21 protein-coding genes and 3 pseudogenes are annotated in these 26762 nt (G+C 60.3%); 12 read left to right on the top strand and 12 right to left on the bottom strand.

Features of this window, described 5'->3' with window-relative positions; all coding sequences use genetic code 11:
* Nucleotides 1–92: 92 nt before the first annotated feature.
* The 6 genes from argH (at nt 93) to PZN02_RS27085 (ending at nt 6480) form a co-directional block, all read left to right on the top strand.
* Nucleotides 93–1559, top strand: coding sequence for an argininosuccinate lyase (argH, locus tag PZN02_RS27110; protein WP_280662039.1), 1467 nt, complete (start codon nt 93–95; stop codon nt 1557–1559).
* Entirely contained in the window at nt 1556–2437 is an 882-nt protein-coding gene (locus PZN02_RS27105; protein ID WP_280662038.1) for an amino acid ABC transporter permease, read from the top strand. The genes argH and PZN02_RS27105 overlap by 4 nt, the downstream gene beginning before the upstream one ends.
* Nucleotides 2438–2445: 8 nt before the next feature.
* Nucleotides 2446–3210, top strand: a complete 765-nt coding sequence (locus tag PZN02_RS27100) for an amino acid ABC transporter ATP-binding protein (protein WP_280662037.1) — start codon at nt 2446–2448, stop codon at nt 3208–3210.
* A 44-nt stretch (nt 3211–3254) separates the two neighbouring features.
* Nucleotides 3255–4097, top strand: a complete 843-nt coding sequence (locus PZN02_RS27095) for an ABC transporter substrate-binding protein (protein WP_280662036.1) — start codon at nt 3255–3257, stop codon at nt 4095–4097.
* A gap of 103 nt (nt 4098–4200) precedes the next feature.
* Nucleotides 4201–5592, top strand: coding sequence for an MmgE/PrpD family protein (locus PZN02_RS27090; RefSeq protein WP_280662035.1), 1392 nt, complete (start codon nt 4201–4203; stop codon nt 5590–5592).
* Nucleotides 5593–5601: 9 nt separating this feature from the next.
* Nucleotides 5602–6480, top strand: coding sequence for a polysaccharide deacetylase family protein (locus PZN02_RS27085; RefSeq protein WP_280662034.1), 879 nt, complete (start codon nt 5602–5604; stop codon nt 6478–6480).
* A 362-nt stretch (nt 6481–6842) separates the two neighbouring features.
* Here PZN02_RS27085 and PZN02_RS27080 read toward each other — a convergent pair.
* Nucleotides 6843–7883 (bottom strand): annotated as a pseudogene (locus PZN02_RS27080) (IS110 family RNA-guided transposase).
* Nucleotides 7884–8149: 266 nt separating this feature from the next.
* Between PZN02_RS27080 and PZN02_RS27075 the strand changes: the two are divergent.
* Nucleotides 8150–9170: pseudogene (locus PZN02_RS27075) on the top strand (IS110 family RNA-guided transposase).
* Between the two features lie 97 nt (nt 9171–9267).
* Nucleotides 9268–9717: a hypothetical protein gene (locus tag PZN02_RS27070; RefSeq protein ID WP_280662033.1), complete on the top strand. Its 450-nt coding sequence runs from the start codon at nt 9268–9270 to the stop codon at nt 9715–9717.
* Between the two features lie 221 nt (nt 9718–9938).
* Here the strand turns inward: PZN02_RS27070 and PZN02_RS27065 are convergent, their stop codons facing one another.
* From PZN02_RS27065 to PZN02_RS27050, 4 genes are read right to left on the bottom strand one after another with little or no spacing between them, the layout of a single operon-like run.
* The gene (locus PZN02_RS27065) at nt 9939–12533 is read right to left on the bottom strand and encodes an adenylate/guanylate cyclase domain-containing protein (RefSeq protein ID WP_280662032.1); all 2595 of its coding nucleotides are present in this window, start codon (nt 12531–12533) and stop codon (nt 9939–9941) included.
* 35 nt (nt 12534–12568) lie between these two features.
* Nucleotides 12569–13741, bottom strand: a complete 1173-nt coding sequence (locus tag PZN02_RS27060) for a TfuA-like protein (RefSeq protein ID WP_280663294.1) — start codon at nt 13739–13741, stop codon at nt 12569–12571.
* 17 nt (nt 13742–13758) lie between these two features.
* Nucleotides 13759–14979, bottom strand: a complete 1221-nt coding sequence (locus tag PZN02_RS27055) for a YcaO-like family protein (protein WP_280662031.1) — start codon at nt 14977–14979, stop codon at nt 13759–13761.
* A gap of 4 nt (nt 14980–14983) precedes the next feature.
* Nucleotides 14984–15187: a hypothetical protein gene (locus PZN02_RS27050; RefSeq protein ID WP_280662030.1), complete on the bottom strand. Its 204-nt coding sequence runs from the start codon at nt 15185–15187 to the stop codon at nt 14984–14986.
* Between the two features lie 351 nt (nt 15188–15538).
* Here PZN02_RS27050 and PZN02_RS27045 point away from each other — a divergent pair, with 351 nt between their 5' ends.
* Nucleotides 15539–16126 (top strand): iron-containing redox enzyme family protein, encoded by a 588-nt coding sequence (locus tag PZN02_RS27045; RefSeq protein WP_280662029.1) that lies wholly within the window; start codon nt 15539–15541, stop codon nt 16124–16126.
* 114 nt (nt 16127–16240) lie between these two features.
* Here the strand turns inward: PZN02_RS27045 and PZN02_RS27040 are convergent, their stop codons facing one another.
* Nucleotides 16241–16777, bottom strand: a complete 537-nt coding sequence (locus tag PZN02_RS27040) for a hypothetical protein (RefSeq protein ID WP_280662028.1) — start codon at nt 16775–16777, stop codon at nt 16241–16243.
* 199 nt (nt 16778–16976) lie between these two features.
* Here PZN02_RS27040 and PZN02_RS27035 point away from each other — a divergent pair, with 199 nt between their 5' ends.
* Together PZN02_RS27035 and PZN02_RS27030 are read left to right on the top strand one after the other, a co-directional pair.
* Entirely contained in the window at nt 16977–18740 is a 1764-nt protein-coding gene (locus tag PZN02_RS27035) for an adenylate/guanylate cyclase domain-containing protein (RefSeq protein ID WP_280662027.1), read from the top strand.
* Between the two features lie 56 nt (nt 18741–18796).
* A complete protein-coding gene (locus tag PZN02_RS27030; protein ID WP_280662026.1) occupies nt 18797–19630 on the top strand; it encodes an SHOCT domain-containing protein in 834 nt (277 codons plus the stop codon).
* A 621-nt stretch (nt 19631–20251) separates the two neighbouring features.
* Here the strand turns inward: PZN02_RS27030 and PZN02_RS27025 are convergent.
* A pseudogene (locus PZN02_RS27025) lies at nt 20252–20509 on the bottom strand (substrate-binding domain-containing protein); the annotation flags it as partial.
* Nucleotides 20510–21046: 537 nt separating this feature from the next.
* Here PZN02_RS27025 and PZN02_RS27020 point away from each other — a divergent pair.
* The gene (locus PZN02_RS27020) at nt 21047–21727 is read left to right on the top strand and encodes an SDR family NAD(P)-dependent oxidoreductase (RefSeq protein WP_280663293.1); all 681 of its coding nucleotides are present in this window, start codon (nt 21047–21049) and stop codon (nt 21725–21727) included.
* 546 nt (nt 21728–22273) lie between these two features.
* On the opposite strand, the gene PZN02_RS27015 is transcribed toward PZN02_RS27020, so the two are convergent.
* From PZN02_RS27015 to PZN02_RS26995, 5 genes are all read right to left on the bottom strand, one after another.
* Nucleotides 22274–23353, bottom strand: coding sequence for an ABC transporter ATP-binding protein (locus PZN02_RS27015; RefSeq protein WP_280662025.1), 1080 nt, complete (start codon nt 23351–23353; stop codon nt 22274–22276).
* 4 nt (nt 23354–23357) lie between these two features.
* Nucleotides 23358–23534, bottom strand: coding sequence for a hypothetical protein (locus PZN02_RS27010; protein WP_280662024.1), 177 nt, complete (start codon nt 23532–23534; stop codon nt 23358–23360).
* A 4-nt stretch (nt 23535–23538) separates the two neighbouring features.
* Nucleotides 23539–24426 (bottom strand): carbohydrate ABC transporter permease, encoded by an 888-nt coding sequence (locus PZN02_RS27005; RefSeq protein ID WP_280662023.1) that lies wholly within the window; start codon nt 24424–24426, stop codon nt 23539–23541.
* Between the two features lies 1 nt (nt 24427).
* Complete coding sequence (locus tag PZN02_RS27000; RefSeq protein WP_280662022.1) at nt 24428–25306, bottom strand: carbohydrate ABC transporter permease; 879 nt, start codon at nt 25304–25306, stop codon at nt 24428–24430.
* Between the two features lie 80 nt (nt 25307–25386).
* Nucleotides 25387–26664, bottom strand: coding sequence for an extracellular solute-binding protein (locus PZN02_RS26995; protein ID WP_280662021.1), 1278 nt, complete (start codon nt 26662–26664; stop codon nt 25387–25389).
* Nucleotides 26665–26762: the final 98 nt, after the last annotated feature.

The raw sequence follows: 26762 nt of genomic DNA, 5'->3' as shown, positions 1-26762 counted from the left end.
TTTTTGTCATAGGGCAGTGAAATAACTTCGCTTGCCGCGAAAAGCGGCACATGGGAGCCTCGCCGAAAGATTAAACAAGCAAGGGAACGAAAATGGCTGAACCGACGCAGCTTTGGGGTGGGCGATTCAAATCCGGACCGTCTGAAGCTCTCGCCAACCTGTCACGCTCACCAGGATCCTATTTCCGGTTATATCGTGAGGATATTGCGGGGTCGCGCGCCCATGCTGCCGAGTTGAAACGCGCGGGTGTGCTCGACGAAAACGAATTCACAACGGTCCGATCCGCCCTTGACAGCATCGAAATCGATGTCCGCAGCGGTCGTGAACAACCCATTCCGGCGGACGAAGATGTCCATACCTTCCTCGAGCGTCTGCTGATGGCGCGGCTCGGTGTTCTCGGCGGTAAGCTTCGCGCCGGGCGTTCGCGCAATGATCAGACAGCGAACAACACCCGCCTCTACCTCAGGCGCATGGCACGCGAGCTCTCCATGGGCATCATTGCCATCGAAGAAGCGCTTGTAAGCCAGGCAGCCCGACATACCGAAACCGTGATGCCCGGCTTCACCCATATGCAGCCCGCCCAGCCCATCGTCCTTGGACATCACCTGATGGCGCATGCTCAATCGCTGCTGCGCGACCTGCAGCGCTTCTCGGACTGGGACCGCCGTTTCGACCGTTCGCCGCTCGGCGCCGCCGCCCTGGCCGGCTCGGGCATTGCACGCCGCCCCGACCAGTCCGCCATCGAACTTGGCTATTCCGCCGCCTGCGAGAACTCTATCGATGCCGTGGCGGCACGTGACCACGTCGCAGAATTCCTGTTCATCTGCTCGCTGGTGGCGGTCAATCTTTCTCGGCTGGCGGAAGAAATCTGCATCTGGAGCTCCAAACAGTTCAGCTGGGTGCGGCTGCACGATTCCTATTCCACCGGCTCCTCGATCATGCCGCAGAAGAAGAACCCCGATATCGCCGAATTGACGCGCGGCATGTCCGGCACTCTGATCGGCAACATCGCCGGCTTCCTCGCGACAATGAAGGCGATGCCGCTTGCCTACAACCGGGATCTCGCCGAAGACAAGCGCTGCCTGTTCGAGACGATCGATATTCTCGAACTGGTTCTCCCCGCCTTTGCCGGCATGGTCGCGACCCTTGAATTCGACACCGAAAAGCTGCGTGATGAGGCCCCGAAGGGCTTTACGCTCGCGACCGAGATCGCCGACTGGCTTGTTGCCCAGAACATACCCTTTGCCGAGGCGCACGAAATCACCGGCGCCGTCGTTCGCCATTGCGAGGAGCGGGGTCATGACCTGTCTGGACTGAAGGCGGAGGACCTGCCGAAGATCGATCCTCGCCTGAGCGCGGACATGCTGGAGGCGCTGACGCTCGACAAGGCGCTTGCGAGCCGAACCGGCTACGGGGCGACAGCACCGGCACAGGTCCGTGAGCAGATCGCACGCTTTGAGACGGCGCTTTGGGTGTGTCGCGCTTTTGCCGGCACGCCGCTCGACCAGGCAGCTTCCGCCATGGCGAAGAACGATGCGCAGGAGTTGAAAAGCCAATGACGACCGCAAGCCTCACTTCCTCCGCGTCCTCCAAGGCGGAGACCAAATACGAGATCACCCATCTCAGACTGGTGCCCAAGCGCCATCTCGGCAGGATGGTCGCCGCCGCCGCCGTCCTTGTCCTGCTTGCCGCCCTCGTCCGGGCGTTCAGTGTCGGGCAGATCGAGTGGAGCTATGTGCGCGATTTTCTCTTCGCGCCAGCCATTCTCGATGGTCTTGCCAATACGCTTCTCATGACCGTGGCCGCCATGTGCCTCGGCATCGTTCTCGGCGTCCTCATCGCGATCATGCGTATCTCGGGCAATCCGGTGCTGTCGTCGATCGCCATCGGCTATGTCTGGATTTTTCGTGGCGCCCCGGCGCTTTTGCAACTGATGCTGTGGTTTAATCTGGCACTCATTTTTCCGACGCTCGGCATTCCGGGACTGTTCGAGATGAGGACGGTCGATGTCATGACGCCCTTCGTGGCGGCCGTGCTTGGGCTTGGTATCTCCCAGGGCGCCTATACGTCCGAAGTCGTTCGAAGCGGCCTTCTCTCCGTAGACAGCGGGCAATACGAGGCGGCACGCACCATCGGCATGACGCAGATGATGATGCTGCGCCGGATCGTCCTGCCGCAAGCCATGCGCGTGATGGTGCCGCCGGTGGGCAATGAGGTGATCGGCATGGTGAAGCTGACATCGCTCGCGAGCGTGATCCAGTATTCCGAGATCCTGCACAATGCGCAGATCATCTATTTCGCCAACACCCGCGTTCTCGAACTGCTGCTGGTCGCGAGCTTCTGGTACCTCGCCGTCGTCTCGGTCCTGTCGATCGGCCAGCACTATATCGAGCGCTATTTCGGCCGCGGTTCGAAATCGATCCGCTCGTCCATGTGAGGTCGGTCATGAACGTTCTCGTCAAGGCCATCGACGTTACCAAGAACTACGGCCATTTCCGCGCGCTCGACAAGGTCGGCCTGGAGGTCGCCCGTGGAGAGGTCAGCTGCATCATCGGCCCCTCGGGCTCCGGGAAGAGCACCCTTCTGCGTTGCATCAACCTTCTGGAGCGGATGGATGGCGGCGCCATTTGGGTCAACGATGAGTTGATCGGCTACCGCCGCGACGGCAACAATCTCCACGAGATCAGCGACGCGGAGATTTCGCGCCAGCGCCGAAGGATCGGCATGGTCTTCCAGCGCTTCAATCTGTTCCCGCACAAGACCGCCCTTGAAAACATCATCGAGGGTCCGGTGCAGGTGCTTGGCGAAGCTGTGATTGAAGCGCGCGAGCGAGCAATGGCGCTCCTGGAGCGCGTGGGACTGGCGGACAAGACCAACCACTACCCCTCGGAGCTCTCGGGCGGCCAACAACAGCGGGTCGCAATCGCGCGGGCCATGGGCATGCGGCCCGATCTCATCCTCTTCGACGAACCGACGTCGGCGCTCGATCCGGAACTGGTGTCGGAAGTGCTCGACGTCATGAGGGATCTCGCCGCCTCAGGCATGACGATGATCGTCGTCACCCACGAACTGGGCTTTGCCCGAAACGTGGCCAACACCGTCACCTTCATGGAGGCCGGCAAGGTGGTCGAAACAGGCTTGGCATCGGAGGTCCTCAGCGCCCCGAGAAGTGCCAGAACGGCGGAGTTCATCAAAGCCGTGCACAGCTGAGAACAACGAGGCCGGCGGACCGTCGGCTCAAACCGGGACCACACATGGGGAACAACATGAACAAGCATCTCGCAGCGCTCGCAATCGCATGCCTTGCCGCAACCTCTGCCGGCGCCGAAGGTTTGCCCGAACGGGTCAAGTCGGCCGGCAAGGTCGTCGTCGCTAACCAGCCGAACTATCCGCCAATGGAATACCGCGATCCGGCCACCAATGAACTCAAGGGGGTCGACATCGATCTCGCTGTGGCGCTCGCCAAGCAGCTCGACACCACCGTCGAATGGTCCGACATCGGCTTCGAGCAGATGATCTCGTCGCTGACGACCGGGCGCGTCGACCTCATCCACAGCGGCATGAGCGATCTTCCGAAGCGCCGCGACACGCTTGATTTCCTCGACTACATGAAATCCGGCGCGCAGTTCTACACGTCCTTTGCTCGCAGGGACGAGTTCAAGACGCTTACCGATTTTTGTGGCAAGACCGTCGGCATGAGCCGCCGCACCTCCTTCCCGGACGAGACGGCGAAGTGGAGCGCCGCCAACTGCGAGGCCAAAGGCCTGCCGGCCATCGCGGTCGTCGGGACAGAAGGTTCGGCCGACGCGCGCGCCCAACTCAAGCAGGGTCGCCTCGATGCGGCCGTCCAGGGTTCCGAGACGTTGCCCTATCTGATGAACCTCGAGAAGGACACCTATGCCGTCGTCGGCGAGCCCTTCACGGCCGTTTACCAGGGCATCGGCTTTGCCAAGAAAGATGCCGAACTGCGCGACGCCTATGCAGCAGCGTTGAAGGCGCTGATGGCCTCCGGAGAATACAAGGCGATTTTCGTCAAGCATGGCCTGGAAGGCACCATGCTTGACGGCATCTACGTTAACGGCGCGGCGGTGAAGTAAGCCCGCCCTCGGGTGGCTCCGGCACGGAAATACCGGAGCCGCCACTCAACGTTTCGACCAAGGGCTCCCTGGCCGATCGATCCAAGGCAAATGAGCAAAATCCATGTCCCGCGTTCTTGACGACGCGCCGGTCGATAGGCTGGCGTCCTTCATTTCGAGGCTTCGGTTCGAAGTACTCCCCGTCGATGTCGTCGAAAAGACGAAGATTCACCTCGCCGACACGCTTGCGGCGGCGCTGGCGGGCGTCCGTTCGGTCGAATCCCGCGTCGCCCGCAAGGCAGCTTCCTCCCCGGGCGGCGTCCGGATCTGGGGTACCGGCGATCTCGCCTCCGCCCGCGATGCCGCCCTCGTCAACGGCGTCGCGGCCCACGCCTTCGAACTAGATGACGCCGGAGGCTGCGATCATTCGGGCGCCGTCGTGATCCCCGCGCTTCTCGCGGCGATCGCTGAAGAGAGGCGCCCCATTACAGGCAGGGAACTGATTGCGAGCATCGTCGCCGGCTACGATGTCGGCCGGCGCATTCTGGAGGCGACCGGTGGATACGACAGTCACAACGGGCTCGGATGGCACTCCACCGGCACGTGCGGCACGCTCGCTGCCGCGGCGGCGGTCGCCAATCTGTCGGGTTTCGACGCTCTCGCGACGCGCGATGCGATCACGCTCGCGACCAGCTTTTCCTCCGGCCTCTGGGCCTTCATCCACGACGGTTCGCAGGCGAAAAAGATCCACGCAGGACGCGCCGCCGAAGGCGGCCTGCTCGCTGCACGGCTGGCGGGTGACGGCTTCGCCGGACCTTCCAAGGTCTTCAATGATGTCTGGGGCGGCTTCTTCCGATCCTTCAACAAGGCGACCTGCGAGCCTGAATCGCTTTCCGAGGACCTCGGGAAAGACTGGAAGGTACGGCGCGCCGTCTTGAAACCTTATGCCTCTTGCCGGGGGGCTCATTCGGCTGTGGATGCACTGGGCGACATTCTTGCCGAAACCGGCAGGGGCGCTACCGAGATCGACAGGATCGAATTGCGCCTGAGCGCGATGCTGATGGGCATGTGCGGCGCCAAGGAAAGCGGCGCCATGGCACCCACCCAGATGAGCCTGCCCTATGCGCTTGCCGCCCGCTGCGTCTTCGGCACGGCCGGGCTTCAGGCCTATGCGGTCGAACGCCGCGCCGATCCGCGCGTGCTAAGCATGATGGATGGCATCCATCTTGCCGTAGACGACGCAATGGAGCCGCTGGACGAACCGGTCGTCACGCTTGTCTTCAAGGACGGCATCTCCCTGTCACGGATGGTTCCGCGGGCCACCGGCTCCGCCGAACGGCCGATGCAGCCCGCCGCCGTCGCCGCCAAGTTCCGGGAACTCGCGACGATGAGCACAGCGGCGGGGCAGGCGGATCAGCTCTGGACGATGCTCGCCGGCCTCGACAACCTGGACGACTGCCGCAGTCTGGAGGCGTTGCTGGCCGGCGACGCCGACAGCCGCCCCGTCTTTCGCTGAGGATATGCCATGAACCACGATCTCACGCCGCGACCGCTCAACCCGGCTCCACAAGCGCCGCTGATCACCTGGCCGAACGGCGCCAAGAGCGCCGTTTTCATCGGCTTTGACGTCGACGCGGAGACCGCATGGATCGGCAACAACCCGTCGAATGTCGATCGCATGGTCACCACTTCCCATGGCGGCTACGACGCCCGCGTCGGCATCGCCAAGATCCTCGAGCTGATGGACGAGCTGGCGCTAAAGGCGACGTTCTTCACGCCGGGGTGGACTGCCCTTGCGCACCGAAACGCCTGTGAAAGAATTCTCAGGGCAGGACACGAGATCGGCCACCACGGTTACCTGCACAAGATGCCGGATCGCGATCGCCTCGACGAGACATTCGAGGAAGTCGACCGCGGTTTTGAAGCGCTGCAGCAGGCGCTCGGTGTAAGGCCCGTAGGCTATCGCGCGCCATCGGGCGAGAATTTCCCGGAGCTCCTCGCCTATCTCGCGAAATCCGGGATCCGCTATTCGAGCTCGTTCCGAGACGATATCCGGCCCTACCGCCACGCGTGCAGCAACGGCTCTCCGGGACCGGTGGAGATCCCGGTCAACTTCGCTTTCGACGACTGGAATTTCGGTATGTCCAGTCGTTCCAGCCCGCGTCCGCTCTTCGGACACAATGCCGTTCTTTCGCTCTGGATCGACGAATTCGAGGCGACCCATGCCTGGGGCGGCGTGACGACGCTTGTTCTTCATCCCCAGGTATCCGGCCGCCCCATGCGTTGGCATGTGCTTCGCGACTTCCTGCGCCATGTCCAGGCAAAAGGCGACGTTTGGATCGCCACCGGCCAAGAAATATCGGACCATTTCGAGAAAGTTGAACGACAGCTTATCGCCCAATGAGGTGATAGTAGGCTGCGGAATGGTCCATCGTCGGCTGCAGCGAGCTGCCTTACAAATGCGGCACCCCAACGTTCCCAACGATACATTATGCGATCTTCTGTAACGGGCTTCTGTAACGGGCTTTGCGTCAATCCCTTGTGCGCTTAATCCCTCGCCGAGTGCTTGCTTCTGTCCGCAGGCGGAGCTTTGCCGCTGCTCTATGGGGTCTGCTGAGGACCGGTTGGCCAAGCTTTAGAGGCGCAGTCACCTCGTGCTGCTGATCGCATAGCGGCCTAACCCATCCCTCGTCCCGGCGAAGGGACCTTGCTGCGGAGGGCGGATGGCTGTGCCCGTCCGAAAGCCTGTCTTGTCGTCTCCTCCCATCAAGCCGCCAGGGCTGGCGCTCCCTTATGAGCAATGAAGTCGGTTCCGTCCCTGAGCAGGCAATGCAACACCACCGCCAGCTTGCGGGCCAGCGCGACACGCGCCTTTCTGGGACCGGCACGTCTTGCGACCGCCAACGCCCAGCCCTTCAGATCGGAACCTTTGACCGGTCGCGTCAGGATGACATTGGCCGCCTCGTAGAGCGCGGTGCGCACGCTCCCATCGCCGATCTTCGCGATGCGACCGCTATGATCGGTCTCGCCCGATTGATATTTCTTCGGCGTCAATCCGAAGTGCGGCCCCACCGCGCGTGAGGAGCGGAATCTCTCCGGCGCATATCGACGGCCGCCACAAACGTCAGCGCCACCAGGACGCCAACGCCTGGCGTCGTCATCAACCGCTGTGCGTTGTCGTCCTGACGGGCGATGGCACGCAGCCTGCGCGCAAAACCTGCAAATGCATGCACAAGCGCGTCGCACAGCTTCAGCAGTGCCGTCGCGATCGCTTCCAGGGTCGAATGGCCTGCAATCAGCGCGCGGATGCGCGCCCCACGTAACTGCGCCGCGTCGTCGGCCCGACCTTGAGGCCGAAGCCGCGCAGGATGCCCCGGAGGCTCATCTCGATGTCGTGAAGCTTGCCCTGAATGAGCTTGCGGGCGGTCAGCAGAGCACGCACCTCCTGGGCGGCAAGAGATTTGCAGTGGACCGGTCTGAACCAGCCAAGCCGCATCAACTGCGCAATGCCCCGTGCGTCCTTCTTGTCGGTTTTCACCGGCATCGTCTTAAAGGCTGCACGCACGTGGCGCGTCTCGATCAGCTCGACGCAAAGACCTGCTTTCACCATCCCGGCATGGAGCCATTGCGACAAGGGTCGGCCTCCAGACCAATTCGCTCCATCGCCACGCCGTGCGCGCCGAACCAGGCGATCAGCGCATCGGGTTCGCTGAGGATCTTTGCTTCCCGCACAATGCCGCCATCCGCATCCACCACGCACACACTTGCGTATTCCAGTGATACGTCGATGCCGGCATACTGCTTCATGGTCGTCTCTCCGTGCTGCTATGGAGCAGGCCACTCCTGACTCCGCGACACCATCATTGTGAGGGACGGCCACCAGCCCTTCAAACCTGCCGGGCCGGGTTCCGCCCGTTACATGGGGTAATCGCGGGAGCGAGCCGCCCCGGGCGCCAGATTGGTCACGGTAGTGAATAGCAAGGTGGTTGCTCCCCGATAAGATGGGAATACGGGCTCACGACTGGATGCCGGGCCCAAACATCAATTGGAGAACAACCATGAGCGAATAATATATAGGCCTCGACGTATCATTGAAAGAGACGACGATTTCTGTTCGGCGTCATGGCGAGAGGATTTGGCGCGGCAAATGCCCATCCGATCCGAAGCTGCTCGCAGAGGTGATCCGCCATCGCGCACCGGCAGCAAAGCGGGTGGTGTTCGAGACCGGTGCTTTGTCGGTGTGGTTCTATCATGCTCTGAGTGCAGAAGGGCTTCCGGCAATCTGTATCGACGCCCGCCATGCCAAGGCCGCGCTCGACATGGCCCCGAACAAAACAGACGCCAACGACGCCGACGGCTTGGCACAGTTGGCTGAGGTCGGCTTCTACCGCGAGGTACGCGTGAAGGGCTATGACAGCATGCTTATCCGCACATTGGTGACCGCGCGCACCAAGCTGATCAGGATCATGACGGAGCTATCCAATCAGATCCGTGGGCTTATGAAGACGTTTGGGCTGGTCGTGTCCAAAGGTAGTGGCTTGGTATTTGCCACGAATGTACGCAATCTGTCGGGTAGCAATGCTGGCTTGGAACAGATCATCCTGCCCCTTCTCGAGGCTTGGCGTAGTATCCGAGGCCGCGCTGCGCAACTTCATCGTCAGCTCGTCGCAATGGCACGGCAGAGCGACGCATGTCAGGTACTGAAGTCCATTCCCGGGGTCGGTGCGGTGACTTCCGCCTCCTTTGTTGCGGCGATAGAGGATCCGAAAAACTTCCGAATCTCCCGGTCTGTGGGAGCATGGCTGGGACTGACAACAAGGCGGTATCAGTCCGGGGAAGTTGACTATGACGGCCACATCTCTCGGCGGGGAGATAGTCATCTGCGTGGCCTCCTTTATGAGGCCGCTACGGTGATCCTGACCCGAGCCCATGCTGACAGTTCACTTCGTGCCTGGGGGATGAAGTATGAAGCTCAGAGAGAAGGTCGGCTTCAAACGAGCAGCAGTTGCTGTGGCGCGCAAGCTATCCGTGATAATGCACAGAATGCTGACAACCGGCGAGTTTTTTGACCGATCCGCCGGCATGACTGCCTGAGTTCACCAGGCATTCTGAATTGAGTCCGCCTTATCGGATGCGTTGAAACGTCCCTGCCGGGACGTAGGTCGGGTCATTCCGCAGATGGTGTTGGCAGGTGAACCTGTACCACGTCCATACTGCGTCCGTTACATTGAAAGATCCCTCCGGCGAAAACCCTTCATGCGGCGATCAGGTATCGACCGCGCAGACAACCGTGCTCGCGGCAAACGTCATCAACAACGCAACACGAAACAGCGGTCCGCACATCCACAGTTTGACACTCGTCCGGTCGAACGATGCTCGGCCGGCCGTTGTTGAGCATGTCAAAAAGAGCTTGATCTATGCCGAGCGATTAGACAACACCATCTTTTTACTAGCACAGAACGAGAACGACTTTGGCCTATCGGTGCACGACCTGGGATCGACGGTTTTCTCGTGGTTACGCGGCTTACCATTTGCCAGGCCTGCGGTAAGGCAAATTTACCACGACAGCCAGCGTCTAAATTCCCCCTGCTCGGTGCCGCGTTTTGCGCACATTCACCTCACCAAAATGCGGTATGGATAGAACGGGAATGGCCTTTCTGGCCCTCATTAGCATCCTTATCGCTGTTGTGATGAGCATCCTGGCGTTTAATCCAGCAGATGAGCCGCCACCCACTAGACCGGCAATAGTGCCGACCAACTACTAGGCTGTAAAGCATGCGCCGTCGTCGCCAGCTGGCGCGGTCGTCACGCCCGTCATCTCAGGGCCCTGAACAGGTCCGAAGCCGTGTTTTAATCTATACCCTAACTTGCAACGGCAGCCCGGCATGACGAAAGTATCTCGTCCCAGTGGCGCCTAGCTCCGTTGTCGGTACTGCGGGTGAATCGCTTGTTTCCTAATATCTTGCGGACCGCTGACACGATTTTTTGAAAATCGGCATCGTCTGTGGGCTCAAACCGGACCCCCAGGCGAGCGAGACGGCCGTTGACTGCCCCGATGATCTCTGCAGCACCATCCCAATCCCCTTTGGCTGCGAGCACTCCGCTTATCGCTGCGATCGCGAGGTTCACTACCATTGGATAATCATATCTCTCGCCGATGGCCAAGGCCTGCCCCGCGAGGACTGCAGCGTTCCTCCAGTCACCACTATGCAGTCGGAAATGGGCAAGGTTTTGCAACAGGTGCCCGGGCCAATAGGTGTCACCCAGCTTGTCGAGCAGTTTGAGGGCATCATGGTAGTGGGCTTCGGCTGCAGTCTCGTCCCCTTCAGCGCGTGTCCCTTCGCCAATTGCAATAAGGGCAAGCGCGGTTCCATAGTCATCGCCGATGAGCCTCGACAGTTCTAGTGACTCCCCGATCAGCATGCCACCTGCCTCGGGATCGCCAGCAGTGGCTTTCGCGATGCCGGCAATAATCCCGGCACCTGCGATTCCAGCCTTATTCCCCAGCTCGGAGTAGATTCGGTAACTTTCAACGCCATATTCACGCGCTGTTTCAGGATCACCAGACATGTATTGGATCAAAGCAGCTGAGTTCAAAATCCGCGCCAGCGGCTCCGGCTCGCCCGTAGTCCGCGCATGCTTCAAAGCCTTATCCGACCATGTTCTCGCTTCCGAAAACTGGCCTCTTGATATCCAAAACCACCTCAGCGCCTCGATGAGCTTGACGGATTCCAGTGCGTTGGATTGCTTCATCCGCCATGCAAGTGCCATCCGAATGTTTCCAGATTCCTGCATCAGGTCCTCGACAAAGTCGCGCTGATTGAATCTCATCACATTTGGCGCGGCTGACAGAACAAGCTCGGTAAAATGGTCCGCTTGACGGATACGCATAGTTTCGTAGTCGCCTGACTCTCGCAGCTTATCGAGTGCAAAATCGCGAACCGTATCCAGCATGTTGAGGCGCGGGCGACCTAGCGCCGTCGTCCTGAACAACAAGCTCTTGTCCAGAAGAGCCTCCACTTGGTCAACTACTTCAACATCGCCCTCGAATAAGGATTCGACGGCTCGGAGATCGAACCCACCATTGAAGACAGCCGACGCATAAAAAACCCCGCGCTGGCTTTCCGTCAGGAGATGGTCGCTCCATCCGATCATCAGACGAAGGGTGCGGTGACGGGGATCAATATCCCGCGCCTTGCTCGGAAGGTCCTGCATTCTGGTCTGAAGCCGGTCCTCCAACTCCGCCACACTCAGGAGCCCAACATGCGAGGCTGCCAGTTCAAGTGCCAACGGTAGCCCGTCGAGTCTCCGGCATATTCTGGAGATCAAAGCCAATGTGTCGTTTCCCAATCTGTAGTCTGGCCGTTCGCGGTGCACGAAATTTTCAAAGAGCTGCACAGATGGGTTCTCTCGAATTTGATCGACGTTCGCCCCTTCATCGGGAGGAGTGAGGGGGGGTACAACGAATTCGGTTTCCGAGCGCAACTTGAGGGGTTCACGACTGGTGGCCACAATGGTCACAGCCGGACATCTCCTGAGGATGGTGTTTATAATTGGTGCACCTTGGACGAGGTGCTCGAAGGTGTCGAGTATTAGCAACGCCTCAGCGCCGCCCAGCGAGTTGCATACCGTTTCTACGGCGGAGATTCCGGGTACCTCCTGCAGGCCAACAGCCTTGCAGATCTCCGAAGCGATTAGATCCGGATTGTCGATTTCTTCCAACTGTACGAAGAACACTCCCCGTGAAAAGGAGCTCAGTGCTGATCTACCAGCGTGGATCGCCAAGCTGGTCTTGCCCACACCGCCGGCGCCCGTCAGCGTAACAATTCGGCTCTGCTTATTTGCTATGATTCGATTCAGCCGGGCTAGTTCTGACGTTCGACCGTAGAGAACTGACACATCGGACGGGAGGTTGGTGCGATTGGTGCCGATAGATGAGAGCGGTGCAAAATCGCTTTTCAGTCCCGGGATCACTAGATCGAACAGCGCTTCAGGATATCGAAGGTCCTTGAGGCGGTGGAAACCGAGATCGCGTATTTCTACATTCGGCCCGATAGGGTCTTCTGCTATCTCATCGCGGACAACATTCGAAATGACGATCTGACCTCCATGTGCCACCGATGCGATACGAGCTGCACGATGCACCTCTATTCCGGTTATGGCGGCATCGTATCTTCTCACCTTTCCGGAATGCAGCCCCATCCGAACCAGTGGCTTGCATCCTTGAGCCCATTCCTCCTTCGTCAAAGCAAATTGTGCATCAATCGCTGCCTGAACCCCTTGGGCCGAGGCGGGAAAGAGTGCGAATACAGAGTCTCCAGCAACGTTTATTTCTTCGCCACCATAAGAGTGGATGGCGCTCCGCAAAAGTTCATTGTGCCGAAGGAGCATCTGATCGTAGAGGTCAGGATAAGAATCCACCAGGTTTGTTGACCCCTCAATGTCAGTGAAGAGCATGCAAACGCTGTCGCCTGACAATTGAGGCCGACTTGCTATTTGGGGTGCCATAACAACACCTCTCTCGGCTTTGTCGACTGACCCGGTCCGAACAAAAATGTCCGTCGAAGGCACTTGGTCAGAGCAAGTTGGGTGCGATGTATGCTTAGCCGTTCTGAGTACGACGAGTCGTTTCCTATGCTTATGAGGAGCTCATTCCATGAATCGACACCATGAGCATTCACCAACTGACGTTCGGCCTGCCGGTGGTCCTCGATACTGGGGCGAAGGCCACATCGCCGAGCCTCGGAGATGGCCCTCTTAAAGACGTTGAACCTCATCAGCTCAGTCTCTAGCTCGCCCGAGCCGTCAAGAATATTCCAAACTGATGAGATCGGCGCCACCAATTCTCCGTTGAGCCTGGTAATTTCACTGTGCAACCATCTGTATGCCTTGCCGGAGCAGCAAAGCCATTCGATGAATTCAGGTCCAATTTGTTGGCGACCCGGACCACTCAACGCGTCTGCGGGTCGTTCCCTGCCGTTGCCTAAGAGCCCAAACAGCTGAGATGAGTTGGATCGGCGGAGCGGCGCTTTACTGGCCTCTCGCATTTTCGAGACCCGCTTTGCGGCCAGAATGGCGTCGGCGCGCTTTGTGTCTATGGCCTTCAAAAGGTCGAGCATCTCGCTAGGGAGGTGCCGTCCAGCCTTCTGATACGCGCCGGGCCAGGTCCGCATAGTATAATGAAGCGATTGAGCCGCCGAGATAATTTCCTCGGCTTCGGATGCTCCCACGAGACCCTTCCTGGTAGCCCGTCGCAAAGCGATCCGCATGTTGATCAGTGGTTCTGTAAGCGGCGGAAAAGGCATTTCCTCGCGGTAAAGGACCGCCACTTCGTCCTCGGCGGATATTGCCTGATGCTTGAATAGTCGAAATATGATCCCCACGCCATGCGCACCTGCCGGAAGGCAATCCGCGGCTCGTAGGGCGCCCATGCTGGAGGCGCCAACCACAACCGCCCCGTCCTGGACAACATCAACGACTTCCCGTGGCGAAATGGCAAGGACGTTGCCAAATGCGCCATCCAGGATCAAAAAGAACTCGTGCTTCAGGATGCGATAAGCATAAAGGTCCCCTCGCCTCGCTGGAGGTCTTATGATCGCGTCAGGCAAAATGGACGAGATATCCGAAGCGGGGGCGCTCGGGCCCAAAAATACGACCGGCGGCATCCGCATCGTGGCCGTCATTACAACAGGTGCCTTGCACTTCGCCAGCCAACGCGACAGTGGTCTATCGTAAAGAGCGAAAGACCGGGGACGCGTACCCTTACAACAGGCAGGCCCAAGGATCTCCGGCTCATGTCGATTACTATGGCCTGCGTAAGTCCGGCGGACTTTAGCCTCTCCAAGATAAATTGGAGTTCTGTCTCGAGGTCCGGCAAGTTTGTATCAGGAATAGTGGAAAAGTCATGCTCGGCTCCAGAATCCCAAGACTTGCGTTCGGTATCCCGCCGCGATACTGGAACCTGGTTGTAAGAGTCACGGGCACCGTGAATTACCCCGAGCCGTGATTGGAATGATTCTAGGATAGCATGTGTAACGGCGGCTCCGGCCAGAACGTCGGCGCCCCAACCTACAACGACAAGCGGCATAGGCCCAGCGGCACCACAAAAGAATGGGTCTATCAGCGTGCTCGAGATGACTGGAATCTCAAGGTCAGTCGTCAGATCTTCCAGTATGAGTTTTAGGTTTGCTTTTTTGGCGCGCTCCGCGAGCGCCTTGGGTATGGGAGGAAGTGAATCCAGATCAATCCTGCGTCTACTAGGTCCAGTGTGCCCCTCATATCCATACTGTTGGAAGAAATGATGCTGACTGACAGCGTCCCGTTCGACAACCTCCAGAATTGCGCTGCGCACCGCCCGGCCACGAGTGAACCCGGCAGCCAAGCCATTGGTATCGACCTGATCCAGTATACCTTCCTTTGCAGGGGACCTCGCCAGGTCGGCCAGAACCCAGATCGGAAGCGCGCTGACCAGTTCCCAACCCTCGACCCATTCAAACGGCGAATCTGGACGATAGCTAGTCAGCGGTGGAAGATCGAAGGACAGTGGATCCGCTACCTTGGCACCCGCGGACGTAAGCTCAAGATAAGTGGCATGCCGAGACTCGCTCTCTAGCTCCTCTGCGGACACCCTCTCGACAGCCTCCATAACGGCACTGACGCGAGCCGTTTCCTCGTTCAGCCCCTTGCCTAGATGAGTGGTCAAGTCTGTTGCCAGGGGAGTGACCGCCGCAAACACAGGCGTGCCCAAGACGTCGAGCGATGTGACATCGGCTATGCGCGTTACCGGGACTTGATCGATTGTTGATTTGAGGAACAGCCTGTGTTTGGCCTCTTCTAAGGCGCTACGCCCCTCATTGCGGCGGTCGTACAGCGGCCAGCGGTCCAGCAAGCTGGGCGACGCCACGACTTCAGAATCCACAGATGACCGAGTGGTCCTTGTTGAGATAAATGTGTGACCCGGTTTTTTTACTGATGTTTTCGAGAACCGCGATTTCTTCGTCGGTGAGGTTTTCGATCGCGTCATGTACCGCCTGCGGGAGCATATTCTCCTCCACGTCGGGAATGACATTCGAGTTCTTTAGACGGTCGAAATTTGGCTGGAAGCCCGGCATTGTCACCTCCTCAGGCTCTGAACAGTTTTTCGATGCGTGCTAGATTGCTGTCAGCGATCTTTGAATCGTGAGCCGCTGGCTATCAGTAATAATAGGATGCCGGCTCCATAGTTGTCCAGTACTACCCTCTAATACTAATGGGCTACGTGCGTGCGATCAGGGTCGAACTTGAACCGTATCTGGAATGAGTTAAGATTTCCCGGCTTTGTTTGCTGTTCACCGAATGGTGTCGTTATGGATATGCTTGAAACACGAGCGAATAGTGACTTTGTGAGGGGTAGAATTGAGCTCTGTTTGCCCGCTCTTAAGGCGGCTTTCAGCAACCTTTGGCGGACCGAGCCCCAACGGGAAATGACGATTGCTTTCCTGGTCTTGCTTCATCAAATCATGCGGGCGTCGGTTCCCCTCATGCAGTGGGCAGCGGAACGATGCGACCAATTGGCAGAAACGGATAGGCTTGTCCCTTCGCTAGGAAAATATTACCGACATCATATTTCCGAGGAACTACACCATGACACTTGGGCACTTGAGGACCTGGAGACCGCAGGATGCAATCCTGAGGGGATTCTATCAATCGCCCCTTCTGTCGAAGTAGCACGGCTGGTCGGCACTCAGTATTATTGGGTTCAGCACCATCACCCTCTCATGCTTCTCGGATACATTGCGGTGCTTGAGGCTTTTCCTCCTGCGGACAGTAAAATTGATGAGATTCGAGATCGATCGGGACTGCCGGAGCCAACGTTCAGGACTTTGAGAATTCATGGAGACCTTGATCCAACACATAGCGCTGAGATCGATCAGACGTTTAATACGCTGCCGTTGGATCACAAACACTTGGCAATGGTCGGTTTGAGCGTGCTCCATACCTGCGATGCACTCGCGGCAAGCGTGCGAGCTCTGCGGCCCCTCTACCTGCTTAGCCGATCGACATCCGGCTGACTCCACCATTTGCCATCGTTTCTGACACTCGCTTTCATAGACGTCGCTGTCGTTAAACGTCAGCAGCGACCACTTATTTGCGACGGATCCCCCTCGTATTCCTACCGCAGGGCGTCAATCGGCGGTAGCCGAAACGCCTTTCAAGGTGCCAACCAAAGCTGCGATCCATCTTGCCAGCCTCGTACCTTTAGCGAGCACAGGCCGGCGACGGTTGCGCCGGCTGGCTGTTCTTTCGGTTAGGCATGTCGTATGCTCTTTCTGCCAGGTGGTTGGCGAGCCGGGTTGCCTCTTCCGCAGCTCCAGGTATGGTGCCCGACTTTCGCGTCGATGCGAAATCAAGGCCGGTGAAATAGAGGCGGTGATGATCCCGATCCCGTCTTTTTGGACCGGTTGGCCGACTGCGTCGAGCGCACCGTTGAGATGCACCCATCGAAAATTACCTTTGAAGCCAGTGCACCATATCACCGATCGAATGCCGATCGTCGCCCAGTCGATTGAGCGGATCGGTGGATCAGGTAGTCTTGCGGCAATCGTCTCGGCAGGGTCTTCCTCTGGTGGTGGGGCGTCAAGACCGGCACGCGCGATGTACCGATCAAGAAAGCGCTTGACCTCTGCTGAGCTGTCATCGGCAGAGCGAATGTGCTCGGTCATCCGCTTAGTGGTCCGGAAATGCCGCAAACGCTGGAGAGCGGAAGTTCCCGTCCGTGCCTTCAACGGGGATAGCAGCCGCACAAGTGAACGTTGCGTACTGACGTTGGTTGTCGACCAAGGCCAGCCTCAAGCCAAATAGACATGACAGCGATACGGCAGTAAGATTTGGCCAATGGGTGCTAGGAAGGCGCCATTGCATATGGCCAACGAATCCATCAGACGCCGGCTTGCCGCCATTTTGGCCGCCGACGTGGTCGGTTACAGCCGGCTTATGGAGCGGGACGAGAAAAGTACCCACACGCTGCTGATGGCGCGGTGGAAAGAGGTGCTGGAGCCGCTCGTCGCAATCCATCAGGGCCGCGTCTTCAAGCGGACCGGCGACGGCGTGTTTGTCGAGTTCGGCAGCGCCGTCAACGCCGTCGAGTGCGCCGCGACCCTTCAGCAGGCCATGGCGGCCGCGAACAGAGACATGCCGGAAGACCGGGCTATCGTTCTCCGCGTCGGTGTTAACCTGGGCGACATCATGGTCGAGGACAGCGACCTTTACGGCGATGGGGTCAACGTGGCTGCCCGTCTCGAGACGCTCGCCAATCCCGGCGGCGTCGCGATTTCGGACGGCGTCCACGAATACGTCCATGGCCGCGTCGGCATCGATTTCGTCGACAGCGGCTATCACGAGGTCAAGAACATCGAGCGCCCGGTGCATGTCTGGAGCTGGTCGCCGAACGACCGCACGAACAATCCCATCAAGACTGCTGCCGAAACCCCGCCGCAGCTTCCAAAGAAGCCATCGATAGCCGTCCTGCCATTTGACAACATGTCCGGCGACCCGGAGCAGGGTTATTTCGCCGATGGCATCACCGAGGACATCATCACGGATCTTTCCAAGGTTTCCGGCCTCTTCGTCATCGCCCGGAATTCCTCCTTCGCCTACAAAGGCAAGACGCCGGACATCCGCAAGGTGAGCCGGGAACTCGGCGTCCGCTACATCCTTGAAGGCAGCGTGCGCCGGGCCACCGACCGCATTCGCATCAACGCCCAGATGATCGACGGTATGACCGGCGGTCATCTTTGGGCCGAACGCTACGATCGCGGACTTGAGGATATCTTTGCTGTTCAGGACGAGGTGACCCGCACTATCGTCAACGCGCTCAAGGTGAAGCTGACAGCCGGCGAAGAGGAGCGGCGCGAGAGCCGCGGCAAGGTCGACCCGGAAGCCTATGACCTGCTCGTCCGCGCCCGTCAGTCCATTCTGCACTTCAACTCCGTTTCGTCCTTGGAGGCGCGCAGCATGCTGGAGCGCGCCGTCGCCATCGATCAGGGGCTGGCGGCTGCCTATGCTTCGCTCTCGATCGTCGCCTTGACCGAATTCATCAACCAGTGGAACGGCGCGACGCCTGACAATCTCACACAGGCGTTCGAGCTGGCACAGAAGGCAATCGACACGGACGATAGCGAGCCGCAAGGCCATCACGCACTCGCGCTTGCCCTTGCCTTTATGCGGCGTCTGGATGAGGCGGAGCGCGCTGCAGAGCGGGCGATCGAACTCGACCCCAATTCGGCCAATGCCTATACGGCACTTGGCGGCATAAGGGATTTCCAGGGTCGGCACGAAGACGCCCTGGCGCTCTATACACGGGCTCACCGGCTTGACCCGCAATTCGACCTGTCGCTGCATTTCCTGGGGAGGGCGCTATTGAGCCTCGGGCGCTTTAGCGAGGCCGAGATCGCCTTCAAGCGTCGGCTAACGCTTGCGCCGCGATCAGACATGACGCGCTTTTATCTCGCCTGTCTCTATGGTCGAACCGGACGCCACGAAGAAGCGCGGCGCTATTGGCGTGAGGTACTGGAGGTCAACCCGAACTTTTCTGTCGATCACCTCAAGCGGGCTTTACCCTACCGGGATCCCAATCTGCTCGATCGACTGATGGACGGACTCCGCGATGCTGGAGTCTCCATCTAAATACGAAACGGGACAGGCATGCGTCCTCAGCGGAGAGGAGCAAGAAAGCGATTGCGATGAGACAACTCAATGAAGAGGGCCGACGGACCCTGGGAGGGATTGCAGAGCGGTACGGGGTCAGCTTCGGCGCGGTGGAGCACCTTCTGATGGCGATTATCGCCGGGCACGCGACACAGGCCCAGTTCAACCATCCCGATCTGGGTGGGATGGGACAATGGTCGCAGGGCGGCATGATCATGGTCGGCGACATGTTCAACAACGCGCTTAAGGCGAAGGTGGCCGGGATTTGTTCCGAGCTTGCGGCCTTGGTGCGCGGCATGGATTTGCTAGGCCCGCAGACGTCGCGCCAGTCCCAATATCAGGGTCAGGGCGGCGTCAGCCTGTTCGTGCCTGGCGCGCCGTCGGCTGGGGCCTGGTGGCCCGAGGAGTTAGGGCATCCTGCCTCGACTGGGGCGCAGAATGACCTGCGCTATGCCTTTTTTCCGACAACCCGACGGCTGGCGATCGATATCGGCGGCCGGGTTACGGTCTATGACACGAAGGACCATCGCATTAGCGGGTTCTCGCAGCAACAAAGCGGCGACCAGTCGCTGAGCTTTACTTCTCAGCATGGGCTGGTGAAGATTTCGGAACTGGATGTGGTACGGCAGGGCGGCAAGGAACCGGCGGACACGCCGGGTACCGGAACATCCGCTGCGACGGCTGCGCCGTCGGTACTCGCATCGGAATCCGCCGAGCCACAACAAGGGGCACATCCAGCGCCGGAGGCGGTTCGGTCGGATGAGGACATCTTCGACAAGATCGAACGCCTCGCGGCACTTCATGCGAAAGGCATCCTCACGGATCAGGAATTCGAGGCCAAGAAGTCGGAGTTGCTCAGCCGACTATAGCATCCGATGAACGGGGCTTGCCACACGGAGGCGAATGGAAGGCTTTCCATCGAGCGGCGCCGGGCGATGACGACCCTCAATGACCTCCGACAAAACCACAATCCGATTGAGTTCGCGCTCGCTCATCAAAACCCATCCCATCCTGTTGCCGATCGCCTAACAAGCGGGGCGTGTGACAATCCGGATCCGACCCTTCTGCATAGCGTCCGCATCTGTCCCGTTGCAGTCATTGGTGTCCGGCACGATGAATGGCTCGGGAGCCCCATCCAATCATTCGTTCGACCAACACTCAAAAATGCCGCGCGCGGTCCATTCCGACGCGTTCATGAAGAACCTGTAGGACAGGACTCCCGGTTGACCTTCGGCTTCGACCCGCTTTGCCAGCGCGCCTACCGCACTCTCGAAGTCTTCCGGCGGGCATCAAGCTCCGGGTCGTCGAGGATCGGTCGTGACTGGGTGAAGGCTGTCACGTGCAAGACGCGCTGGGAACGCCCCCTTCGATACGCCGGTCTCGGAGCAGTCGCTTGGACAGATGAGCCATTTGACGATGGAAGCGAGAATGACGACTGCGAGGTCGTGTCGGGCGGACCAGCGAGGTTCAGAGGGCCTTCACACCCGCTATTAGCTTGCCGGCGCCTTTCCCGTCGATGCTCGCTCGACCAAATGACAGGCGAGTTCCACGCGGCGCGGCGGCATGGGCAGACCGGAAAGCTTGTCGCGCAGGAGATCGAGTGCGACCGACCCGATCTCGCGCATCGGAATATGCATCGTCGTCAGCGGAGGATTGAGGAAGGCCGCCTGCGGCAGGTCGTCCATCCCGATCACCGAGACATCGCCAGGTACGGAAAAGCCCATCTGTTGAACGCCGATCATCGCGCCTCGGATGCTTGCGCCAGTAGTAGAGCGCCGTGGCCTCTTCGACTTCAAAGTCGACCGGCGCGGCGGGCGGTTCGCGAAGAGTGCAGGCGTACATGTCGAGTCCCATGATTTTCTCCTTTCGTTGCTCGGTCCCGAAGGACGCGGCGTGAAAGGCCGGGCGGCATCGGCCGCCGTCGTCATGGCCAACACGGGCCTTCGCCGGGGCGTCCGCCCCCGATGGCTGGCGCGGGCAGGGCATTGACGGCAAGGTGCCGTCCGGCAGAAGCGCGAGAACCGAAGGGACGACAACGCGAAGGAGCCTGGGACCGACCTCGTGTTGCGCCGACGGATCCGGTGAGGAGGATAAGCGGCCCAAGCGGTCCCGAGCGACGGTTCCACCCGCCGCCCGAATGGATCCATGCCACGGCCGCGGCGGTTATCATTTCGAGCGACTTACTCAGCCGAAGGTTCGCGATGCCGTCTTGTGAAGCTAAATTCAGAGAGGCGTTCGCATAGCTGTCATCGCTCCGTCACGCGCTTGCGATCGGGGCCTTGGGCATGAAGAGGACGGTGCTAATTACCGGGGCGGGACGCGGAATCGGGCGTGCGGTTGCTGCCTTCGCGTTGGAACAAGGGGCTGACGTCGTCGCGTTGGTGCGCACACACGTCAATGGCGTGTTGCCCTGCGAAGTTATCAACGGCGTCGATGTCACCAACAAAGAGGCGCTTGACCGTGTCGCCGCCATTCTCAGGGACCGGCCGGTCGATCTTCTAGTTAACAATGCTGGGATTATTGGTCCAGAGCGCCAATCCACCCTCGACATGGACTTCGACGGTTTTCGTCGCGCACTCGAAGTGAATACGCTGGCCCCGTTGCGCGTCGTGCAGACCTTTCTTCCCAACCTGCGTGCTGCGCGAGATCGTGCTGGCATCGCCCGGATCGTCACGATCTCCAGCCAGATGGGGCGGATGAACTATGCGAAGTCCGATCGGATCGCCTATCGCGCATCCAAGACGGCGGTAAACAAGGTGATGCAAGGTTTGGCAACTGACCTCGCCGCCGAGTCGATCGCAGTCAGGGTCGTTGATCCCGGATGGGCGCGAACGGAAATGGGCGGACCCGACGCCACGGCCAGGGTCGCGGACGCCGTCGCAGGCATCCATGCACGGGCGTGGGAGACTAACATGGAATTGACCGGGACCTTCGTGGATTATCGCGGCACTGCCGTGTCCTGGTAAGGGATACGCCCGGATCTCGCTCCCCTCACCTGCTTGGCCCCGCGAGCGACCGCGCAATATCGATGATGCCAACTTGGGAGGTGCGATGGTCGCCTTCCACGGGGAAATATGAGGCAGGGATGATCCGGAGAGCGGCGGTGACTATCGGCGAACTGCTGCTGTAGATTCCGCCTCATCGCCCGAGGTGGTCTGGGCCGCCGCGTCTGTTTGGCGCGTGGATATTGGGACAACGCCTTCGATTTGCCGATGCTACGAGAGCGCTGACGCCGATTGTCCATCCAACCGAAAAAGGCAATGGCACCAATCATCAGACCTGCAATGACGGCGCCGGTGTGAGAGTACCGGACGCTCTTCAGACCACCACCTGCGCCACGGCGTCGACGCGCGGCCGACGCTACCGGAGCCAGGAAAAGCAGCGAGGCGAGCAGCAGCACCCGACGACTGGATTGCAAGTTGTCTCGCGCACGCCACGCCCCCAAGAATAATCCGCGCCTACCGAGATCGTTGCCATTCAGAGACTCGTGCGGCTGATCATATCCAACCCCCTCATCCAATCGTCCGGCCGGAGGCGTCGAAGGCGTGGACGCGATCCGCTGCAATGCCGAGCCGCACAGTGCTGCCCGCTTCCGCTTGGTATGTACCCGGCAGTTCCACGGTCAGGAGATCGCGCAGGCCCGGGACGCGCGCGTGCAGCAGGCTCGACCCGCCCAAGCGCTCGACCAAAACGACGCCCGCCGCCAAGCCCCCGCTGTCGACGAGCGAAATGGCGTCGGGCCGGATTCCGAGTTCGACGCGGTCGCCCGCAGCGATGGCCCCCGAGGCCGGCCGGGAGACGATCACCGGTCCGTCCGCACCGAGCCGGAAGTCGATCCATCCATTGCCCGGCGCGGCGATCGCGAGAAGGAAGTTCATCTTGGGCTGCCCAAGGAAGCCGGCGACGAACCGGTTCGCCGGCTTCTCGTAGAGTTCCAGCGGCGGCCCTTCCTGCTCCACCTGCCCATTGTTGAGAATAACGATCCGGTCGGCCAACGTCATCGCCTCGACCTGGTCGTGGGTCACGTAGATCATCGTCGTCCTGAGCTCGTCGTGGAGCCGGGCGATCTCGACGCGCATCTGGGCGCGGAGGTCAGCGTCAAGGTTCGAGAGCGGCTCGTCGAACAGGAAGACGTCCGGCGATCGCGTAATGGCGCGGCCGATGGCGACGCGCTGGCGCTGTCCACCGGACAGTTGACGCGGCTTGCGCTCGAGCAGTTCGCCGATCTGCAGGATGTTCGCCGCAGCACGCACCTTACGCTCGACCTCGGCCTTGCTCACCCCGATCATCTTGAGTGCAAAGCCCATGTTCTCGGCGACGCTCATATGCGGGTAGAGCGCATAGGACTGGAACACCATGGCGATGCCGCGGTCGGCGGCCGCCACCCTGCTCATCGGCCTGCCGCCGATCAGCAATTCTCCCGACGTGATACTCTCGAGCCCGGCGATGACGCGCAGCAGCGTGGACTTGCCGCAGCCGGAGGGGCCGACGAAGACGACGAATTCCTTGTCGGCGATCGAAAGCGAGACATCGCGCACAGCCTCGACCTTGCCGAAGCTCTTGGAGATATTCCTGAGGTCTACGGATGCCACGCGCCTAACCCTTCGCCCTGACGGCCCACATTTCGATCTCGACCAGATACCCCCGCAAGAGGATCGCCTGCATGACGACGAGGCACCGGACCTCGAGCACCGGTGAGCGGGGGCCGGCGGTCACATGCTGGCGCGCGCCCTTGAGGCAGCGATGGATCTCGTCACCGGCGAAGTCGGTCATTGCGCTATTCCTTGACGGCGCCGCTGAGCAGGCCCTCGACGACAAAGCGCCAGACGAGGACGACCAGCACCAGCGTCGGCACGATGGCGATGAAGATACCGGTGTTGAGCAGGCTCCAACTCACATCGGTGTTGCGTGCCAGCGCCGCCATTACGACCGAGACCGGCCGAGTCCGGGTGTCGCCGGAAAGGATCATCGCGAACATGTATTCCGAGTAGGAGAGCATGAAGGCAAACAACCCCGTGGCGCCGACCGACGGCAGCGCCAACGGCAGCGCGACGCGCCAGAAGGTCTGGAAGCGGCTGCAGTGATCGAGAACGGCAGCCTCGAAGATCTCTGCCGGGATCTTGCGGAAGAACACCGACAGGATCAGCACGGTAAACGGCAGCGCTTTGGCGGTGTGGACCAGGATGATGCCGAACTGCGTGCCGACGAGCCCCAAAAACTGCAGCATCATGTAGATCGGTGTCACCAGCGCCACGGCCGGCACCAAAGGCGACAGGATCAGGTACATGAAGCTGATCTTCTTACCGGGGAAGACGTAACGGGCAAAGACGAAGGCCGCCGGCGCGCCGAGGATGAGGTTCAGCGCCATCGCGGCAAGCGCATTGATGGAGGAATTGACCAGCGCCTGTGGCACCTGCCGCGCGGCGTCCGAGATCATCGCACGGTTGGCGCTTTCCTGCTGGTAGCTATCCGGCAACTGCCCGGTAAAGACGTAGCGGTAGGTCTCGAAGTTCGGGCCTTCGGTGAGGATCGTTTTGTCGGGGCTGAGTAGCACGCGATCGGGCACCAGGCTGCCATAGAGGGAGAGCAATACCGGCCCGCCGGTGAACAGCAGGATCAACGCGGCGAAGGCTAAGGTGAGGATGGGGTGCAGCCGACCAGCCATCTCAATCCCCCGCGAACAGGTCTGACGGAAGCGCCCGGGTGATGGCGACGATCAGCGCCGCGGAGATGACGACGACGATGAAAGCGACCGCCGAGCCTGCGCCGAAGTCGTACATCGAAAAACTCTCGCGCCAGATCTGGAAGCTTAAAAGCGTCGTCGCCGTCCCCGGGCCGCCGCCGGTCATGGCGTAGACCAGGTCGTAGCTGGTGAACGCGATCAGCGCGTTATAGACGAGCAGCACCACGATCATCGCCTTGATCTCGGGGAAGATGATGTAGCGGAACCGCTTGAGCGGATTGCGGCAGTCGATGGCCGCCGCTTCGAGCGTCTCGGAATTGATAGTCGAGAGCGCCGCCATCATCAAAACGACGGCGAATGGGATTTGCGTCCATACGTGGGCGAAGGTCACCGCCATCAGCGCGGTACGCGGGTTAGTGAGCCAGAGGATCGAGTCCTCGATCAGGCCGAGATCACGCATGATGCCGTTGAGGATGCCGAAGCTCGGGTGGAACACCCAGACCCACAGCACCGCCGAGATCGCGCCCGGCAGCACCCAGGGCAGCAGTACGATGGAGCGAACCACGTGCGAGCCGAAGAAGCGCCGCTGCAGGAAGAGTGCGATCAGCGTGCCGAGGATCACCACAGACGGCGCGGCGAAGAGCGTAAAGACCAGCGAGTTCCGCAGCGCATCCTGAAAATAATTGCTGGCAACGACGCGCCCGTAATTCCTCAGACCGACGAAGGGCTCGCCGGGGAACAGGATCATCACCTCGTGCAGCGACGTCCAGAGCGCGTGGCCGATCGGGTAGACCGTCATCAGGATGACGGGCAACAACGCCGGCAGCAGCCACAGGCCTGGAAAACGATTGATGGTCCACATGGATCGCCGTCCCGCGAGGCTTCGGGTGACTATGATGGCGGATGGCGACTAGTCGCCATCCGCCAGCTTCGGAAGGAAGCTTACCTGCTCGCGAACTTCTCCTTGAGTTCGGTCCAGCGCCGCGCGCCGTCCTTCATCACCTGATCGACCGGGGCCTCGCCGACCATCGCCTTGGCCAGCAGCGGCCGGAAGTAGGCGGACCAGACCGAGGAGAACTCGGTATAGGTGCCGGCTTTGGCGATCGAAGCCTGCTTACCGAGCGCGCCGACGTCGGCCCATTTGCCCCAGGCGGTGATCACATCCTGGTCTTTGAAGAGCGGCAGCTGCCCGAAGCCGAGACCTTTTTCGACCGCCCAACGCTTAGCGACCGTATAGGGCTTGCCGGCCATGAAGTTGATGAACTTCCACGCCGCCTCGGCGCGGACCGGATCGGCCGCGGCGGTGGAGGTGACAACATAGGACTTGGCAAAGCCGAGGGTCGAATGCGTCTCGCCCGGCATCGGCGCCAGCGCGAACTGGCCGGCGAGCGGCTGCGTCGCGGCGTCGTTGAGGGCGGCGAGCACGTAGGTAAAGACGATCGTGAAGGCGTGCTTGCCCGTGTTCATCGCCGTGATAATCGTCGACTCGTGGTTATCCGACTGCACCAGCCCCTTGGCATAGGCGTCGGCGATCCACTCGAGCTGCTTGTAGGCCCCGTTCTCGGGATCGGCGAACAGCGGGTTCAGCTCGGCGTCGAATAGTTTGGCGCCGCGGCCATAGGACTGTGCGACGAAGGCATCGTAGAAGTTCGGCAGCTCCTGATTGTATTCGTAGATGATCGGCTTATCCATGCCGCCGGCCTTGAGCCGCTCGGCCGCGGCTGTCACCTCTTCCCAGGTCGCGGGCACGGCAATGCCGGCATCCTCGAGGATCTTCCTGTTGTAGATGAAGCTGATAGTGTCCGAGTAGTACGGCAAGCCGTAGACCTTGCCGTCATAGGTCACGTCGGTGAGCGCGAAGCCGGCGATGTCGGCGGAAAGCTCCTCGACCGCCCCGGCGGGCGCGATCGAGTCAAGCGGCGCGATGAATCCGGCGGCGCCCCATGCCGGCAACCAATCCTGACCACCATAGACAACATCGGTCGGCGTATTGCTGCGGATGCGCAGGATTAGGCTGTCATGATAGTCGGGCCAGGCATAGTCGGTGAGGTTGACCTTGATCCCGGGATTGGCCTCCTCAAAAAGACGGATATTGTCCTGGATAGTCTCGAGCGAATAGTTCCAGACGACGAATTCGAGCGTGAGATCCTGCGCCAGCGCGGGCTGCGTGGCGAGGCCTGAAGCCACGGCCGCGGCGGCCATGAGTTTCCTGATTTGCATTTTGGGTCCATCCTCCCTGTCTCTTGGCGGCCGGTGCGTTGACTGACCGTGCCGACCGGGCGGGGGTGTCCCAATTCTCGTTGACACTCCTGCTCGCT

Origin of the sequence: Sinorhizobium garamanticum, assembly GCF_029892065.1 — a bacterium.
Lineage (GTDB): Bacteria > Pseudomonadota > Alphaproteobacteria > Rhizobiales > Rhizobiaceae > Sinorhizobium > Sinorhizobium garamanticum.
This window is presented reverse-complemented; position numbering and strand designations above follow the sequence as displayed.

Excerpts from the sequence above, each read along its gene's own strand:
- argH (WP_280662039.1), top strand. The coding sequence starts at position 93 with ATGGCTGAACCGACGCAGCTTTGGGGTGGGCGATTCAAATCCGGACCG.
- PZN02_RS27105 (WP_280662038.1), top strand. The coding sequence starts at position 1,556 with ATGACGACCGCAAGCCTCACTTCCTCCGCGTCCTCCAAGGCGGAGACC.
- PZN02_RS27100 (WP_280662037.1), top strand. The coding sequence starts at position 2,446 with ATGAACGTTCTCGTCAAGGCCATCGACGTTACCAAGAACTACGGCCAT.
- PZN02_RS27095 (WP_280662036.1), top strand. The coding sequence starts at position 3,255 with ATGGGGAACAACATGAACAAGCATCTCGCAGCGCTCGCAATCGCATGC.
- PZN02_RS27090 (WP_280662035.1), top strand. The coding sequence starts at position 4,201 with ATGTCCCGCGTTCTTGACGACGCGCCGGTCGATAGGCTGGCGTCCTTC.
- PZN02_RS27085 (WP_280662034.1), top strand. The coding sequence starts at position 5,602 with ATGAACCACGATCTCACGCCGCGACCGCTCAACCCGGCTCCACAAGCG.
- PZN02_RS27065 (WP_280662032.1), bottom strand. The coding sequence starts at position 12,533 with ATGCTCTTCACTGACATTGAGGGGTCAACAAACCTGGTGGATTCTTAT.
- PZN02_RS27060 (WP_280663294.1), bottom strand. The coding sequence starts at position 13,741 with ATGCCGCCGGTCGTATTTTTGGGCCCGAGCGCCCCCGCTTCGGATATC.
- PZN02_RS27050 (WP_280662030.1), bottom strand. The coding sequence starts at position 15,187 with ATGCCGGGCTTCCAGCCAAATTTCGACCGTCTAAAGAACTCGAATGTC.
- PZN02_RS27045 (WP_280662029.1), top strand. The coding sequence starts at position 15,539 with ATGACGATTGCTTTCCTGGTCTTGCTTCATCAAATCATGCGGGCGTCG.
- PZN02_RS27040 (WP_280662028.1), bottom strand. The coding sequence starts at position 16,777 with ATGACCGAGCACATTCGCTCTGCCGATGACAGCTCAGCAGAGGTCAAG.
- PZN02_RS27035 (WP_280662027.1), top strand. The coding sequence starts at position 16,977 with ATGGCCAACGAATCCATCAGACGCCGGCTTGCCGCCATTTTGGCCGCC.
- PZN02_RS27030 (WP_280662026.1), top strand. The coding sequence starts at position 18,797 with ATGAGACAACTCAATGAAGAGGGCCGACGGACCCTGGGAGGGATTGCA.
- PZN02_RS27020 (WP_280663293.1), top strand. The coding sequence starts at position 21,047 with ATGAAGAGGACGGTGCTAATTACCGGGGCGGGACGCGGAATCGGGCGT.
- PZN02_RS27010 (WP_280662024.1), bottom strand. The coding sequence starts at position 23,534 with ATGACCGACTTCGCCGGTGACGAGATCCATCGCTGCCTCAAGGGCGCG.
- PZN02_RS27005 (WP_280662023.1), bottom strand. The coding sequence starts at position 24,426 with ATGGCTGGTCGGCTGCACCCCATCCTCACCTTAGCCTTCGCCGCGTTG.
- PZN02_RS27000 (WP_280662022.1), bottom strand. The coding sequence starts at position 25,306 with ATGTGGACCATCAATCGTTTTCCAGGCCTGTGGCTGCTGCCGGCGTTG.
- PZN02_RS26995 (WP_280662021.1), bottom strand. The coding sequence starts at position 26,664 with ATGCAAATCAGGAAACTCATGGCCGCCGCGGCCGTGGCTTCAGGCCTC.